This is a genomic window from Motilimonas sp. 1_MG-2023 (genome assembly GCF_030547455.1).
Lineage (GTDB): Bacteria > Pseudomonadota > Gammaproteobacteria > Enterobacterales > CBDFNC01 > Motilimonas.
In genome coordinates this window covers 74,210-90,763 of record NZ_JAUOPX010000010.1, presented here as the reverse complement: position 1 = coordinate 90,763, position 16,554 = coordinate 74,210, and the positions used below count along the sequence as shown (strand labels likewise).

Here is a 16,554-nt window from a genome sequence, read left to right as displayed (position 1 = left end):
TATGCTTCAATCTGTGATCAACTGCAACCATCTTAATGCCAATGCATCGCCTCCCCTTTCGCCAGGCGTTATTAACCTTTACTATGCGATTATTGATAATAATACCGATAACGACAATACAACCCAACAACAGTTAGCCAGAGTGGCTTTAACTCAAGATCAGTGGCTAAAAGTAAGGGAAAAAACCAATGCCACCCGTCTGCAATTTATTAAGCAACGAGTCATGCTTAATCAAGTGTTAAAGCGGCACCTTGCAGGCCAAGAGCTTGAATTTGAATGGGGTCCAGTTGGTAAACCATCGGTTAAAAATAGTGCGATTGAATTTAACCTGTCACATTGCGCTGAGATCATGATGATCGCCGTTAGTAATGCTAATCCGCTGGGGTTGGACATTTGCCAGCATCACTTTAGTGCCGCTAAAGTGAGGCGACTTTCTGAAATATGCTTAACCTCTGACGAGCTACATCGACAAAACGATCCTGAATATTTTTATGATAGGTGGGCCTTAATGGAATCTTGGTTAAAAGCCAGCGGCGTAGGATGGATAAAAGGTATTAGGGAGCTTGCATCTCATGTTTTTGACGCAGGTAATTTATACAGTTACTTAATACCACTAGCCAAGCATGACTTGGCGCAGTTATCACCGCAAAAACTGAGTATTGCGCTGACTGCACAGCAAGAAGTTAAACACGTTAATTTAATTCACTGGCCGATTCAACATTAAGGAAGACCGTATAAATGACTCCTGCTTTCTCTCGCACTTTTAGCATCTTAATTGCCGCGACTTCGGGTTTATTGATTGGCCTGTCGATGCCAGGACATAACGTAGGCTATCTAGCTTGGTTTGCTTTGGTGCCTGTGCTGGTACTGATCCATGTCCGAGCGGATGTGAAGCCTTTTCGCTTACTGCTGCCAACGACTATTATCTGGTCTTGGCTCGCTCATGGCTGGTTTCAAGATTTATTCGGCACCATCATTGGCAGTCTTTTAATGATCGGGGTGGGCTTCTTCTTTGCCCGTGTTATCCATTGGGGGATCGTACTCAGTCGCCATTGTCGGCCGGCATTGAGCCTATTTGCCCTCCCCCTTGCTTGGTGTAGCGTTGAGTTTTTGCGTTATGTGTTACCTTATTTGGAAGATATTTGGTTTGTATTGATTGCCAAAAGCCAATGGCAACAAACCGATTTGTTACAAATATTGTCGTTTACCGGATTTGTCGGCGTGAGCTTTTTAGTTGTGCTCAGTAATACCGCCATCACGCAACTGATACTGACTATTTGGCAGCGCAAAGCCATACATAAACCCGCAATAGCTTGCCTAATATTGATTGCTGGTTTGGCATACTGGGGCCAGCAGAAAATTCCCGCAAACGTGCCCGCTACAGTTAATATTGCCGCGACGGTAGACTTAACCAATCAAGACCCCAGTATCCAAAATTTAGCGCTCAAACCCATGGATGGTGAAGGCTATTGGGCCGATACCCAAGTCATGTCTCAAGCTATTTTTGATGTTAATGCCGCACTGACCAAGACATTACCACAACCTGCTAATTTTATTGTCTGGCCTGAAAATGAAATGGCCACCATTGACAACCCAGTGATTGTTTCACAATTACAAGCCTTAGCACGCCAACAAAACAGTTATCTTGTGGCTGATTTGGTGTGGCGAGAAGGGGAAAATCAATACGATACCGCGGTGATGTTTGACCCTGAAGGTAATGAGGTATTAAGAGCGCCAAAAATCGCAATTACATTCCGAGAAAAACAATTCGGTTTCACTCCCGGTAAAGCGCAAGACATGAAAGTAGTGACAACGCCATTTGGCAATGTCGGCCTTGGCGTATGCTTTGATCGCCATCGATTGTGGATTTCTCGCGCCTTAAAACAGCACGGCGCTGATATTATCTTAATGCCCGTTGATGATGATTTTAAAGGCAATAAGCAGCTGCCCTTGCTGCACGCTACTGACAGCATCTTTCGCGCGATTGAAAATCGCGTGACCTATGGCTTGGGTACCACCAGTGGAGTAAGCATGGTGATCAATCCTTACGGCCAAGTGACTGCGCGCAGCCAGTTTAACCAACGGGAAGTGATCCAAGGAACAAGTAGCATTCACCCCGAGTCAACCTTTTACAGTCGTAACGGTGACATCCTCGCCTGGCTAATGTGCTTACTCACATTAGCTATTATCATCGACACAAGGCGGAGATTTAAGTTAAAGGGTAAGGATTAATGAGAGATAAAGGCCATGGTAAACACTTGGGTAAACATATTTGTCTACCCAACGTGAAAAATAGCCCCACTAACCGCAGGCTTTGCCTAATTGCTTAGTCAGACTTTCACGTTTACTTTGCTCGACTTTCAGCGCTTTAAGCTTTTCAGCATCACCTTGTAATTGCGCTCGCGCTTGAAACTCTTGGTATGATTGAATGGTTTCATAAAAAAATACTTCATCGGATATGTTGGCAACTTGCTCTTCCACACAGCGACAGTCGAGTGTTTTTTCGACCCCTTTTGCCTTAGCGTCTTTACAAGTATTGACAAAAAACTGCCGTGCTTTAACTAGTGCGCCTGCCTCTACTGCTCTTTTGTAAGCGGCTTGATTAGGTGGTTGGGCATAGAATTCATCAAGCCCAGAATCAGTGGCATGAGCAATACCGGTAAAAAATAAGCCACTAATAAAAATAGATTTAATAATTTTAGAAAAATGTTTCAACGTTAACTTCCTTGTTAATTAATGAGAAAAAAGGTCTACTGGCCAAAACGAGTTGGCTCATTGGCCAAATAGCGTACCTCAATTTGCCTCGAAGGTCTTCCTAACACCGCATTTCGATGTGGATAACGGCCAAACTTACGAATAATATCATAATGGTGCTCTGCAAATTGCAGGTACTGTTGCACCAACTGCTGCGCTTCAAGGGAGTGGGCATCTTCAAGCATACCTTGCATCAGGGCCAGGCACTGCTCTTGATCTTGCATGTTTTCCGAATGTTCGTAAGGTAAATATAAGAAAAGCCGATAATCCAACGGCAAGCGCAAATCAATCCCGCGCGCCACTGCCTCTTTTGCCAGCACTAACCCTTGCCCGTCATAGGCAAATGCTGCTTTGCTGCCACGAAACAAATTCCGACTAAACTGATCAAGTACGATCACTGTCGCTAATATGCCTCGGTCTTGTTTTAGCCAATGCGCATATTCGCCGGCAACGATGCCTTGATGCAGTGCAGCAAATTTTGCTTTTATTTCAGCATCAACTGACTCGCCACCTTGAAACCAGCGATTTCGATGGAGGGCGTCCGATAAGCCATCCCTTAAGTCACCAAACCAATATGTCAGTACTGATTCATATTCATTAGTATTCATTTTATTCCCTTTATCATGCTTATTCTGAACTTAGAATCAGCCATGTAACTTGCTCTTCTAGCAAAAGTTGAACACAGGCAATTGTATCTATACATAATATTTTTAACTGGTTACTATTAATTAGTATTTATTTCATCATGGAACAGAGCATGCAAAAAAGCATTATTTGCGATATCGACGGCGTTTTACTTCATAACAATTCTTTGATCCCTGGTGCCGATACATTTATTCACCGAATGATTGAACAAGGCAACAAGCTGGTTATTTTAACTAACTATCCAGCCATGACCGAAAATGATCTACATAATCGGTTTAAATCCGCTGGCATTAATGTACCACCGGAATATTTCTACACTTCGGCTATGGCGACGGCAGCTTTTATGGAACGCCAAGAAGGCAATAAAGCATTTGTGATTGGTGAAGGCGCCCTGACCCACGAGCTGTATAAAGCAGGCTTTACCATTACCGATATTAATCCCGATTTTGTCATTGTCGGCGAAACCACCAGCTATAACTGGAGCATGATCCAAAAGGCGGCCCGCTTTGTTGCTGATGGGGCCCGTTTTATTGCGACCAATCCAGACACCCATGGCCCGAGCATGAGCCCAGCGTGCGGTGCGTTATGTGCGCCCATCGAGCGGATGACCGGCAAGGAGCCCTTTTATGTCGGTAAACCCAGCACTTGGATCATTCGTGCGGCTTTAAATAAAATTGGTGCCCATTCCCAAGATACTTGCATCATAGGGGATAACTTGCGCACCGATATTTTAATGGGCTTTCAAGCTGGTCTAGAAACGATATTAGTGCTTTCTGGTGTGAGTACTCGGGCAGATATTGACAAGGTACCATTTAAGCCAAACTATATAGTTAACTCGATCCAAGACATCGATTTTTTATAACTCGAGCCTAATGCCTGAGTGCGACTCTATTGACTCTAAGCGATAATACAGGTATTGATTATCGCTTTATCAACCCCCTGTACACCACAACATAAGAAATATAATTATCATGGAACCCAGCACCCTAATTACCCTAATCGGAATCGCTTTTGCTAGTGGCATGGCGATAAATGCCATTGGACTTCCCCCTATGGTCGGCTTTTTATTAGCTGGCTTTGTGCTAAATGCCATGGGGTTTGAGTCTTCTGAAGGCCTCTCTACCATTGCTGACCTTGGTGTGACACTGCTGTTATTTTCTATTGGCCTTAAGCTTGATATACGTACCTTGTTTAAAAGTGAGGTGTGGGGCGCGGCATCCTTACATATCACTGGCTCAGTATTGTTTTTTGCTGGCGCGCTGTTTTTATTGAAATTCCTGGGGCTCGGCTTAGTGGAAAGCTTAGACAGTAATGGCTTTTTCATTGTCGCGTTTGCGTTGAGCTTTTCCAGTACCGTATTTGCAGTAAAAATTCTCGAAGAAAAAAGTGAAATGAACTCCCTTTATGGTCGTATCGCCATTGGTGTACTGATCATGCAAGATATTTTTGCTGTACTGTTTTTAACGTTTTCTACCGGAAAATTACCCGAATACTATGCCTTAGGCTTGCTATTATTGCCCTTCCTGCGGCCTTTACTGTTTAAGGTAATGGATAAAGTGGGCCATGGTGAGCTACTTGTATTGTACGGTTTTTTCCTTGCCCTCGTTATTGGCGCGGGCCTGTTTGAAATGGTAGGAATGAAAGCCGACTTGGGCGCACTCATCGCCGGCATGCTCGTTGCCGCGCATCCAAGTGCGGGTGGCATGGCCAAGTCATTGTTCAATTTAAAAGAGCTGTTCTTAGTCTGTTTCTTTTTAAATATTGGCTTAAACGGCCTACCTACTGGCGATCATTTGATTATTGCTGCGTTACTCGTATTGCTATTACCGTTAAAAACCATTTTATATTTCTTTTGTTTCAACCTGTTCAAGTTACGTGCGCGCACCTCACTTCTGGGCTCGTTTTCCCTCGCCAACTACAGTGAATTCGGCTTAATTGTAGCGGCGTTAGCGGCGAGCAAAGGCTGGCTCAGCAACGATTGGCTCATCGTGACAGCCATTGCCCTATCCTTTAGTTTTATCTTGGCATCAGTACTGAATAAAAGCAGTGACGCTATTTATCAAAAACTGTCTCCTCGGTTAAAGCGTTTCCAGCATTTGCGCTTACATGTTGAAGATAGACCGATCCGTGTTGGTGACGCAAAAGTCTTAGTCATGGGCATGGGCCGTATCGGAACCGGTGCTTATGACGAGTTAAAAGAAGTGTTTGGCGATACCGTATTAGGCATAGATAACAGCCATGAAAAAACCATTAAGCACCGAGAACTAGGCAGACGCGTCATTACAGGCGACGCAATGGACTCGGATTTTTGGAATAAACTCGAGATCACAGACCAAATTAATCTGATTCTACTTGCAATGCCCGATCATAATGGTAATCACTATGCTGCTATTCAGCTACGCAATCGTAACTGCAGTATGAAAATTGCGGCCATTGCCCGCTTTGCCGAAGACATTGAGGAATTAAAAGGCTTAGGCGTTAATGCGGTGTTTAATATGTATGATGAAGCCGGGGCAGGATTTGCGCGTCATGTTTGCAGCGAAATGCAGAGCATGACAACCCCAGTAGCCAGTCGTATCGATATTTAAATCTGTTGCACAAAGTCATTGCGCGCTTAATTGGGCAGTGACTTTGTGTTGGATATTTGTTAAAACCATGAATCAAAAATATAACTGGCAATAAAGTGGCATTACCTATGTCTATTTTCTTTGCTTGATGCAAATGTGTAGTAACCGAGCCATATATTAATAGGCTCAAAGACTGATAAGAAGGGAAGTCTATGTGTTCGATTTTCGGTATTCTCGACATCAAAAGTGATGCGGTTGCACTGCGTGAGCAAGCGATTCAAATGTCTAAACTGCTCCGTCATAGAGGCCCTGATTGGTCAGGCGTTTACGCCAGTGACAAAGCGATTTTAGTGCACGAACGTTTGTCTATTGTTGACGTTAATACAGGTGCGCAGCCTTTATATAACCAAGACAACACACACATTCTCGCAGTGAACGGCGAAATTTATAACCATAAAGACTTAGCAGCTAAGCTTACTTGTGGTTACCAGTTTAAAACAAAGTCTGACTGTGAAGTTATTCTTGGTTTATACGAAGAAAAAGGCAACGCATTTTTAGACGACCTTAATGGTATCTTCGCATTCTGTCTATACGATGAGAAAAAAGACAAATACCTGATCGGTCGCGATCACATCGGTATTATCCCGCTTTACATGGGCTGGGACGTACACGGTAACTTTTACGTTGCCTCTGAAATGAAAGCGTTAACGCCAGTTTGTGCAAAAGTGCAAGAATTTCCACCAGGACACTACCTTGATAGCGAAGATGGTAAACTGACACGTTATTATCAACGTGATTGGATGACCTATGAAGGGGTTAAGGACAATGGTGGTAGCGCTGCAGAAATTGGCCAAGCATTAGAAGAATCGGTAAAACGTCAGCTAATGTGTGATGTTCCTTACGGCGTACTGTTATCAGGCGGTTTAGATTCATCTGTGATCTCTGCAATCACTCAACGCTTTGCTAAACAGCGAGTTGAAGATGATGATAAGTCTGCTGCTTGGTGGCCACAACTGCACTCTTTCTCTGTCGGTCTTGAAGGCTCACCCGATCTTGCAGCCGCGCAAAAAGTGGCGGATTCGATTGGTACTATTCACCACCCTATCATCTTTACGGTACAAAACGGTATCGATGCGCTACGTGAAGTGATCTACCACTTAGAAACCTATGATGTAACGACAATACGTGCATCCACTCCAATGTACTTGATGGCACGTAAGATCAAAGCCATGGGGATTAAAATGGTGTTGTCAGGTGAAGGGGCTGATGAAATTTTTGGCGGCTACTTGTATTTCCATAAGGCGCCAAACGCACAAGAATTTCACGAAGAGCTTAACCGTAAACTCGATAAGCTGCATATGTTCGACTGCCTACGTGCCAACAAATCCATGGCAGCATGGGGAATTGAAGCGCGCGTACCTTTCTTAGATAAAGAGTTCATGGATGTGGCAATGCGCACCAACCCAGAGCTTAAAATGATCAAAGATGGCCGTATCGAGAAAAACATTCTACGCGAAGCCTTTGATGGCAAGCTATTAGATGAAGTATTATGGCGTCAAAAAGAACAGTTCTCTGACGGTGTTGGCTACAACTGGATTGACAGCTTAAAAGAGTTCATTGCCACTCAAGTAACCGATCAACAATTAGCCAGTGCGGAATTTAGATTCCCAATCAATACGCCAGATACTAAAGAAGCTTACTACTATCGCAGTATCTTTGAAGAGCACTTCCCCCTTGAGTCTGCAGCACAATGTGTGCCTCATGGTAAGTCGGTTGCTTGTTCTACACCAGAAGCACTGCTTTGGGATGAGTCATTTCAAAATAATGCTGATCCTTCTGGTCGTGCGGCTGGCGTACACAATGACGCTTACAAAAAATAATCTTGTAGCTCATCACTATTGTTAATGATTAAAAAAGAGCCTACGGCTCTTTTTTTGTTTAGACTTTCCGCTAATAGCTAAGCATAAGATACTAAATTAACATGTATAAAAAGGAGATTTTATGTGGACTGAAATATTAACAATAGCTGAGCCTGTTGCGCTTTTATTTGGTGTAGTACTTGTGTTAATTGGCTACATTACTTACAGCCGAAGAAAATCTGATTACTTCGCCCCTGTTAAAATATTTTTTAATCAAGTCGATGATCTCACTATCGCTGAATACAAATTCATTCGCTCAGGGGTTGTTTTTCTACTACTGGCGGTTATTTTTCGCTTTATTAGCCTTACTTTTTTCCCTTAGTCAGCTTCAGTTCAAAGGACGAGTGCGAGCAAGCTCTCACTCCTAGATATTCATAAGTCACTAGTTCATATTACATTCACCTATTGTACTACTTTTGCATACAATTAATTTATCTCAAGTCTTACGATAGCATTTATGAAAATACTGCTGATTGATGATTCTAAAATTGAACAAATGGTTATTGGCTCCTTTTTAGATCACGCCTTGCATAAATTAATAATCGTCTCTTCTGGCGAGGAAGGCGTGGCAGCATTCTTATCAGAACAACCTGATTTGATTTTGCTTGATGTCATGATGCCGGGCATTGATGGCTACGAAGTAGCAAAACAGATCCGTGCTTCTGAAGAGCCTTGGGTACCGATTATTTTTCTTAGCGGTAAAACGAGTCCAGAAGATTTAATGGAAGGAATTAACGCGGGAGGTGACGACTATTTAACTAAACCTGTTGATCCTTTAGTGCTGAGTGCGAAACTGCAAGCAATGGAGCGCATTGCCAAAATGCGCATGCAATTAATTAATACAACGACTCAATTAGAACAAGCCAATATTGAATTAAAAAAAATGAGTTTAAGTGATGGCTTAACCGGGATAGCTAATCGCCGTTATCTCGATCATGCTCTCCCCCTTGAGCTTGCACGCGCTTTTCGTGATAAGGTAGCCGTGAGTGTTTTACTGATTGATGTCGATCATTTTAAAAAGTTTAACGACTATTACGGCCACCTTGAAGGAGATGATTGCTTAAAAAAGATTGCTCAAACACTGACTCAGGCATGCAAACGTAGTACTGACTCAGTCAGTCGCTATGGCGGAGAGGAGTTTTGCATTATCTTACCGAGTACGAATCAAAAAGGCGCAATAGAAGTCGCTAAGCGCATTAATCAATTAATACGAGACCTAGCAATCCCTCACATGAGTATAGGTCCAGAGAGCTTGGTATCTGTCAGCGTAGGCATATTCAGCTATTTAGCTGAGACACCAATTGACTGTAACGACTTTTTATCCTACGCCGATCAAGCTCTATATCAAGCAAAAACAGCAGGAAGAGCGCAACATGCCATCTACCAAAGTAACTAAACTTAATAGGGAAAACTATGCGGCAGGATCGTCAGCAAGTTGCAATTTTTTAGCGGATGTCGCTTTAGGTTTTTTTTCGCTAACAGCCTTACCACCTTTGAGCACATTCATTACATCGTTTTTATTCGCGGCTAAAAAGAGACCTAATTCTTCAAGCTGAGTATCATCAAGCGCAATCGGCCCAGTGGCGAGAAAACTTGACAACTGATCAGCAGTATCAAGCATTTTATCGTAGGCATCCGCTTCTTTTTTGCTCGTAAAGGTCATCTTTTCTTCACCATTTCGTTCAACTATATACTTAATGACAACGGCCACAGGTTTTCTCCATTAACTGTTTTTTTATACAGTATCATTATCTCTATTTATCGCCAAGCATTTAATTCGTTTTGTGCTCACAGTTTCGATATACTTTATCTAAAATGAAATGATTTTGATGGTAATGAATAAGTATAATGAAACCTTAATCGCTTGCGAGCATTGTGATTTATTACAGGTTAAGCAACCGTTACAGCTAGGTCAAATCGCCACCTGCCCACGCTGTGGTAGTCGTTTATATTTTAACTCCATCTGCTCGCCTATGAGCATGCTAGCATTAACTTTAACAGCGTTAATTTTGCTATTGCCTGCCAATCTATATCCACTTTTATCGATGACTATGATAGGCAGTACAGAAACAGCTAGCCTACTACAAGCTACACTTAAAATATTTCATGAGGGCAACTACTTCGTCGCGTTATTAATTTTTATTTGTTCGACTATCGCTCCTTTTTTAATGTTGTTATCTCTTTGCTGTGCGAGTTTCATTATTAGTTTTAACATCCAAACTCAGTGGTTAAAAAAACTATTAAAATGGACAGATTTTTTGACGCACTGGTCAATGCTAGAAGTGTACTTAGTTTCTTTCCTTGTCGCGCTAATTAAACTTGTTGATCTCGCAGATATAGAGTTAGGGGTTGGATTAGTGTGTTTTAGTCTGCTAATGATCATTAACAGCCTAATCTTGTCTTTTTTTGATGCTAGCAGTTACTGGCAAAAGGTACCTATAGATGCAATCAGCTAAAGACGCAGGGTTAGTACGTTGCGGGGAATGTGCACTAGTTTGCTCTTTTCAAGAAAATAGCCAATGTCCAAGATGTAATGCAACGCTAACCATGCGACAAACAAATAGTTTGCAAAAAACATGGGCATATTTAATCACAGCTTGTATTTTTATTTTTCCGGCTAATTTCATGCCTATCACGATATTGATTAGCCAAGGCAATGAAACCCCTGACACCATTATGTCTGGTGTTATCGCACTGATTAACAGTGGCAGCGCAGGTATTGCCATTATTGTTTTTGTCGCATCTATTGTTGTCCCTATAGCTAAAATTCTCGGCATGGGGTTTATTTTGCTTTCTTTGCAATTGCAGTTAAGCATGAGCCACAAAATGCGTTTTATTATGTTTAAGTTTATTGATTGGGTCGGCCGCTGGTCTATGCTAGACCTCTTTGTTATTTCAATCATGGTCGCGGTTATCGACAAAGGACAGTTGTTAGTTATTGTGCCAGGCCCAGGCGCAACAGCCTTTGCATCAGTGGTCGTATTAACCTTGTTAGCGGCAAAAAGTTTTGATACGCGTTTAATGTGGGATTTGGAAAAAGATAATGACTGGACAAATTGAGCCGACAGCCCCCGTAGTGAGTAATAAACGAAACCTTTCAGCAATTTGGTTTTTACCCATCTTGGCTTTAGTGCTCGGTGGTTGGTTATTATTTCAGCATATGTCTAATGCCGCTTCTGAGATCCGTATTCACTTTGAAAATGCCAATGGTATTTTAGTTGGCAAAACACGAATTAAGTATCAAGGTGTCGATATAGGTAAAGTAACCGATATCAAACTAGACGAGGATGTTTCCGGTGTTTATGTGATTGCAGAAATCGAGCACCAAGCCGCTCATATGCTTAAATCAGATACCAAGTTTTGGCTCGTGTCTGCTAAAGCATCGTTAAGTGGTATCTCGGGGTTAGATACCTTGTTTACCGGCAGTTATATTAACATGCGCCCTGGCGTTGGTGAGCCATCCGATAGTTTTATTGCCGCTGATGAACAACCATTGAGCCAACCAGAACGAGGTTTAACGGTTAAACTGTTGGCACAAGATATGGGGAGTGTCTCTATTGGCTCTCCGGTTTACTATAAAAAAATTCAGGTCGGCGAAGTTTATAATTTCCGTTTAGTACGCGATGCACAAGAAGTTGAAATACAACTTAATATTGATGTCAAATACGCCGACTTAGTCAAGCAAAACTCTCGCTTCTGGAATGTCAGTGGCATCAATGCAGACTTCTCGTTGTCGGGAATAAAGGTCCATACTGAGAGTTTAGCCTCTATTATTTCTGGCGCTATCGCATTTGACTCCCCTATCGAGGGAAATAAAGCACCTTCTAATTTCTTATTCAAATTTTATGACGATATCGAGGCAGCAGGACGTGGTGCAAAAATCCAACTCAAATTAACGTCCATTGATGGTATCAATGTCGGTACGCCTATTGTTTATAAGGGTTTTAAGGCTGGTAAAATCACTCAAATAGAGTTGGATGAAGAGCAAGGGTTATTTGTTGCCAATGCCGTAATTGAACCTATGTTTAGAGAGCAACTTAGTGAAAATACACGGTTTTGGCTCGAAAAAGCAAAACTCACTATGGCCGGAGTAGAAAACTTAAGTAACTTAATCAAAGGGGATTTTATTGCCTTTGAGCCTGCAAATGGTAACCCGATGCGGACTTTTGTTGTGTCTGATAATAAAAACGTTTCTGACACGGCGATGCGCGTTGAACTGTTTGCCGATGATGCCAGTGGCATAGAGCCAGGTGATGCTGTTTATTATCGACGCGTTTCTGTTGGTCAAATACAAAACATTACACTCAATGAAAAAGCAGATGGCGTGACTATCACACTGACCGTTGAACCAAGTTTTCAGCACCTCATCGCTGGCAATACCCGCTTTTACAAAACAGGAGGCATCTCTCTGAAGGCCTCATTAAAAGGCATGGAGCTAAGTGCTGAGCCTCTACCTAGCTTACTTAAAGGGGGGATAAGCCTGTATAACCCCGATAATAAAACCAAAGGTAATCCCCTATCCCAATATCGACTATATCCCGACCGCGCGTTGGCTGAGCTTGGCAGTGCTGCATTTGCAAGACCCCTTAAGGTTACCGTCATTAGCGACAAAATGAGTTCAGTTACGTTAGGCTCACCCGTATATTTTCGTAAACTCCCCGTCGGTGAAGTCAGTCATTATGACTTAACCGCTACGGGAAAGGTGGCCATTGAGCTGGAGATTGCGGGCCAGTATCGACATTTAATCACAAAAAATAGCTTTTTCTGGGATGTCAGTGGCATTGATATCAAGGGGGGCTTGTCTGGGCTCGAAATAAAAACCGATTCCCTGCTAGCGATAGCAGCAGGCGGTATTGCCTTTGACAATAAAACAACGGCAACACCTAAGGTAGACGGACACTTCCCTCTGTTTTCCAGTTTTGAGGCCGCGACTCAAGTCAATTACAATATTTATCTCAGTTTTGCACGTGCCGATAATGTTAAGCCTGGAACTCAAGTGCGTTACAAGGGCATTGTCATTGGCGCAGTGGAAAGCCTGAATTTAAATGAAAGAAATGACAACGTACAAGCAAAAGTCAAAATAAAACAAGATTTTGCTGATCGCTTTCGACGTCAAGGCAGTCAGTATTGGTTAGTCAATGCTAAGGTTTCGTTAGCGGGCGCTGAAAATTTGGACACTGTGCTAGCAGGCCCTTATATTGAAGCCCTACCCGGCTCAGGTAAAGCGCAAACTAGTTTTACCGCAGGCCAACAAGCGCCATTACTGTCTCGCGAACAAAAGGGCTTGAGCCTAACCTTAACCGCGCCAAGAGCTGGCTCCCTCAGTTTGGGCAGCCCTGTCTATTTCAGGCAAATTCAAGTCGGTGAAGTCACTGAATTCACGGTTGCCAGTGCAGGCGATCAAGTCGAGATAAGTATCAATATTGAGCCACAATACCAACACTTGGTTAGAAACAATTCCGTATTTTGGCAGGCTTCTGGGTTTAACATGGATGTCGGCATAACAGGCGCAAGTCTAAAAGCAGAGTCTTTAGAAGCTATTATTCGTGGTGGTATTTCGTTTGCTACCCCCGATGGAAAAATTCAAGCTAAAGCTAAAATCGGTCAGCGATTCAGTCTAGAGCAAGAATTTAAACAAAAATGGCTTGATTGGCAGCCTAAAATTCCACGTTAATCATGATAATATGTCGCCTCTATCTATGAGGGGCGACCAGTGGCAAATCAAATATTCTTACCCGATACTTTTTTATCTTGCATGGCCAAAATCATGCCTAATGAGTTATCCATGGATGACTTTGTTGCAATTTGTAATCAGCCATTACGCAAAAGCATTCGAGTTAACACCTTAAAAATTAGTGTTGACGCCTTTAAGCAACGCGCATTAGAGCACCAATGGCAACTTAGCCCCATTCCTTGGTGTGATCATGGTTTTTGGATCAGCAGAGAAGATGAATCAGTCCCCCTTGGCAATAGTGCTGAACATTTAGCAGGGCTATTTTATATTCAAGAAGCAAGCTCAATGATGCCTGTGACTGCGCTGTTTCATTTATGGCAATCAGAGACAGCTGATCCCGTTGTACTTGACGCAGCGGCGGCCCCCGGCTCTAAAACGACACAAATAGCAGCATTAATGAATAACCAAGGCTTGTTGATTGCAAATGAGTTTTCTTCTAGCCGAGTTAAAGTGTTACACAGTAATCTTATGCGCTGTGGTATTAAAAATACTGCCCTTACCCACTTTGACGCTCGCGTGTTTGGTAGCTGGCTGACAGAAAGTGTCGATGCTATTTTATTAGATGCTCCTTGTTCAGGTGAAGGCGCAGTGCGTAAAGATGACAATGCAATGAAAAACTGGAGCGAAAGCTCCGTCTCAGAGATTGCCAACACACAAAAAGCGCTAATAGAAAGTGCTTTTTATGCTCTCAAACCTGGTGGCACCCTAGTGTATTCTACCTGCACCTTAAACCAGAGTGAAAATCAGGAAGTATGCCAACACCTATTTGAAACCTTCGGTGATGCCGTCGCCGTACAGCCCCTGACAAATTTATTTCCCGATGCCGCAAACGTTGCTACCACTGAAGGTTATCTCCATGTTTGGCCACAAGTGTTTGACAGTGAAGGCTTCTTTGTCGCTGGCTTCAGAAAACTAGGATCGGCTCAACCAAGTGAGAAAAACCGCCATCGCGGCAAGTTTCCATTTAGCTTTGCAACTAAAGAGAAAACAGAAAACTTTTTCAATTATCTTGATAGTCAATTTGGCGTAAATGCCGATCAACTCATCGGTGATGTTTGCATACGCGATGCCGAATACTGGCTTTTCCCAAAAGCGTTCTCGGGTATTAAAGGCAAGATGAAGTATGACCGAGTCGGCATAAAATTAGCTGAAGCGATTAAGAAGAGCTTTCGTATTACTCACGAATTAGCGCTCGTCATAGGCCAAATCGCTAACAAAAACACCTTTGAGCTCAATGCTAACCAATGTAAAGAATACTACATGGGTAGGGATATTCATTTGGAGCAGGTACTCGGCAAAGGTGAAGTTATCCTCCTCTACCGCGGTGCGCCGGTAGGCTTAGGAAAGTGGGTAAACAACAGAATTAAAAATAGTTACCCAAGAGATCTGGTACGTGATTACCATCTTTTTGACTTTTAAGCTCGCAGATCGCGCTTTTTCTACTAATCTTAATTGTCATAAAAAGAGTTTAACTTCCCCTAGCTCGGGTACGTAGGAATTGTCCCGAGCCCTTTTTTACCGAGGACCGATCATAAAACGCTCTGGGTAACTAATATTAAATCGGATCGCAATAAAGCGGAAAACGGCAACCACGAAAAAACCAATCGCAGCAGGTAGCCCTGGAGGTAAGCTGGTTTCTTTTAAAATGACATAACAAATACTGCCCACTAATACGGGCGTTGCATATAGCTCTTTCGTCGATAACAAGGTAGTATGGCCGGTCATCACATCACGCATAACCCCACCCATAATAGCGGTGATCACTGACATTAATACCGCCACTACTGCTGAATATCCGACACCTTGTACTTTATCAATGGCTTGAACGGCAAATAAAGCAATGCCTAAGCCATCTAAGTACAGCACCCAATGGTAGCGTTTGCGCATGCTTGGTTCGCTAAGGAAAGTAACCAGCGATCCGAGCAAGGCAACCCACAGATAAGTTTCATCAACAAGCCAGAAAACCGGCTGGCCTATCAACAAATCACGTAGTGTTCCACCACCAAGAGCGGTGATCATGCCAGTCAGTAACACACTGACTAAATCAACCCGCTTTTTACTGGCGGCTAACACGCCAGTGGCAGAAAAAACAAATACCGCCAGTAAGCCAAAGAAGTAAAGCATAAAATTCACTTACCCCATTGCAGGTGGATCACTCAGTAGGGGTTGCTGTGTTGAACAACCGGAAAAAGTTAGTCGTGGTTTGCTCTGCAAGGGTTGCCAATGTAACCCCTTTTAGCTGCGCAACAAATTCAGCGACTGCACGGGTATGACCAGGCTGGTTTTGTTCACCGCGATAAGGCACAGGTGCCAAATAGGGCGAGTCTGTTTCTACCAGTAATCTATCAAGTGGTAGTTGCTCTACTACTTCTCGTAGCTCATTGGCGGTTTTAAAAGTAACAATACCTGAGATTGAAATATAAAAACCCATTTCAATCGCGGCCTTAGCCATGGCTAGCGATTCCGTAAAGCAATGTAATACACCGGTTACTTGACCTTCCCCTTCCTGTTGCAAGATGGCTAAGGTATCTTCTCGTGCGTCTCGGGTATGAATGATCAAAGGCTTATTTACTTGCCTTGCAACGCGGATATGGCGACGAAAACAGGCTTGTTGCTGCTCTTTATCATCGGGGGAATAAAAATAGTCGAGGCCCGTTTCACCCACGGCGACCACGTTATCTTGCTGACAGTAACGCAATAATTTGGCTTCATCTTGATCTGAATTTTGGTGCAATGGGTGGATACCGCATGAGAGAAATACGTTATCAAAAGGGGCAACCAAGGATTCAAGGGCTTCAAATTCACCTAACTCGACCGCGACTGCAAGCATATGGCTAACACCACGCTGTTTGGCTTTGGCTATTACATCTGCGACATCAAGGTGTTTATTTTCGTAGTCTAATTTGTCGAGGTGACAATGGGAATCAACAAGCAC

At 43.0% G+C, this 16,554-nt stretch carries 16 protein-coding genes; 11 read left to right on the top strand and 5 right to left on the bottom strand.

The annotated features are described in order from the left end of the window. The first annotated feature begins 1 nt into the window (after nucleotide 1). Nucleotides 2–724 carry a 4'-phosphopantetheinyl transferase superfamily protein gene (locus tag Q4519_RS07570; RefSeq protein ID WP_232801247.1) on the top strand — a complete coding sequence of 241 codons (723 nt, stop codon included), beginning with the start codon at nucleotides 2–4 and terminating at the stop codon, nucleotides 722–724. 14 nt (nucleotides 725–738) lie between these two features. Continuing rightward, nucleotides 739–2,232, top strand: a complete 1,494-nt coding sequence (locus Q4519_RS07565; RefSeq protein WP_303511311.1) for a nitrilase-related carbon-nitrogen hydrolase — start codon at nucleotides 739–741, stop codon at nucleotides 2,230–2,232. A 69-nt stretch (nucleotides 2,233–2,301) separates the two neighbouring features. Here Q4519_RS07565 and Q4519_RS07560 read toward each other — a convergent pair whose 3' ends face one another. After that, nucleotides 2,302–2,715, bottom strand: a complete 414-nt coding sequence (locus Q4519_RS07560) for a hypothetical protein (protein WP_232801249.1) — start codon at nucleotides 2,713–2,715, stop codon at nucleotides 2,302–2,304. 35 nt (nucleotides 2,716–2,750) lie between these two features. Further along, the gene (locus tag Q4519_RS07555) at nucleotides 2,751–3,362 is read right to left on the bottom strand and encodes a DUF924 family protein (protein WP_303511310.1); all 612 of its coding nucleotides are present in this window, start codon (nucleotides 3,360–3,362) and stop codon (nucleotides 2,751–2,753) included. 149 nt (nucleotides 3,363–3,511) lie between these two features. On the opposite strand from Q4519_RS07555, the gene Q4519_RS07550 reads away from it, so the two are divergent. The 5 genes from Q4519_RS07550 to Q4519_RS07530 all read left to right on the top strand — a co-directional run bounded on the left by Q4519_RS07550 (nucleotide 3,512) and on the right by Q4519_RS07530 (nucleotide 9,281). Next, nucleotides 3,512–4,261: an HAD-IIA family hydrolase gene (locus tag Q4519_RS07550; protein ID WP_232801251.1), complete on the top strand. Its 750-nt coding sequence runs from the start codon at nucleotides 3,512–3,514 to the stop codon at nucleotides 4,259–4,261. A 109-nt stretch (nucleotides 4,262–4,370) separates the two neighbouring features. Continuing rightward, the gene (locus Q4519_RS07545) at nucleotides 4,371–5,987 is read left to right on the top strand and encodes a cation:proton antiporter family protein (RefSeq protein ID WP_232801252.1); all 1,617 of its coding nucleotides are present in this window, start codon (nucleotides 4,371–4,373) and stop codon (nucleotides 5,985–5,987) included. A 191-nt stretch (nucleotides 5,988–6,178) separates the two neighbouring features. Next, a complete protein-coding gene (gene asnB, locus Q4519_RS07540) occupies nucleotides 6,179–7,846 on the top strand; it encodes an asparagine synthase B (protein ID WP_232801253.1) in 1,668 nt (555 codons plus the stop codon). A 121-nt stretch (nucleotides 7,847–7,967) separates the two neighbouring features. Continuing rightward, nucleotides 7,968–8,207 carry a hypothetical protein gene (locus Q4519_RS07535; RefSeq protein ID WP_303511305.1) on the top strand — a complete coding sequence of 80 codons (240 nt, stop codon included), beginning with the start codon at nucleotides 7,968–7,970 and terminating at the stop codon, nucleotides 8,205–8,207. Nucleotides 8,208–8,342: 135 nt separating this feature from the next. Continuing rightward, complete coding sequence (locus Q4519_RS07530; protein ID WP_303511303.1) at nucleotides 8,343–9,281, top strand: diguanylate cyclase; 939 nt, start codon at nucleotides 8,343–8,345, stop codon at nucleotides 9,279–9,281. A 15-nt stretch (nucleotides 9,282–9,296) separates the two neighbouring features. On the opposite strand, the gene Q4519_RS07525 is transcribed toward Q4519_RS07530, so the two are convergent. Further along, complete coding sequence (locus Q4519_RS07525) at nucleotides 9,297–9,596, bottom strand: YebG family protein (RefSeq protein WP_232801256.1); 300 nt, start codon at nucleotides 9,594–9,596, stop codon at nucleotides 9,297–9,299. Nucleotides 9,597–9,720: 124 nt separating this feature from the next. Here Q4519_RS07525 and Q4519_RS07520 point away from each other — a divergent pair, with 124 nt between their 5' ends. The 4 genes from Q4519_RS07520 to rsmF are packed head-to-tail and all read left to right on the top strand — an operon-like array spanning nucleotide 9,721 to nucleotide 15,038. After that, entirely contained in the window at nucleotides 9,721–10,341 is a 621-nt protein-coding gene (locus Q4519_RS07520; protein WP_232801257.1) for a paraquat-inducible protein A, read from the top strand. Beyond that, nucleotides 10,328–10,945: a paraquat-inducible protein A gene (locus tag Q4519_RS07515; protein ID WP_232801258.1), complete on the top strand. Its 618-nt coding sequence runs from the start codon at nucleotides 10,328–10,330 to the stop codon at nucleotides 10,943–10,945. The genes Q4519_RS07520 and Q4519_RS07515 overlap by 14 nt, the downstream gene beginning before the upstream one ends. After that, a complete protein-coding gene (locus tag Q4519_RS07510) occupies nucleotides 10,929–13,559 on the top strand; it encodes an MlaD family protein (protein WP_303511302.1) in 2,631 nt (876 codons plus the stop codon). The genes Q4519_RS07515 and Q4519_RS07510 overlap by 17 nt, the downstream gene beginning before the upstream one ends. A gap of 39 nt (nucleotides 13,560–13,598) precedes the next feature. Beyond that, nucleotides 13,599–15,038, top strand: a complete 1,440-nt coding sequence (rsmF, locus tag Q4519_RS07505) for a 16S rRNA (cytosine(1407)-C(5))-methyltransferase RsmF (protein ID WP_303511301.1) — start codon at nucleotides 13,599–13,601, stop codon at nucleotides 15,036–15,038. Nucleotides 15,039–15,134: 96 nt separating this feature from the next. On the opposite strand, the gene Q4519_RS07500 is transcribed toward rsmF, so the two are convergent. Then, nucleotides 15,135–15,743, bottom strand: a complete 609-nt coding sequence (locus tag Q4519_RS07500) for a trimeric intracellular cation channel family protein (protein ID WP_232801369.1) — start codon at nucleotides 15,741–15,743, stop codon at nucleotides 15,135–15,137. A gap of 28 nt (nucleotides 15,744–15,771) precedes the next feature. After that, on the bottom strand, nucleotides 15,772–16,554 hold the full coding sequence (locus tag Q4519_RS07495; protein WP_303511300.1) for a TatD family hydrolase: 783 nt from the start codon (nucleotides 16,552–16,554) through the stop codon (nucleotides 15,772–15,774).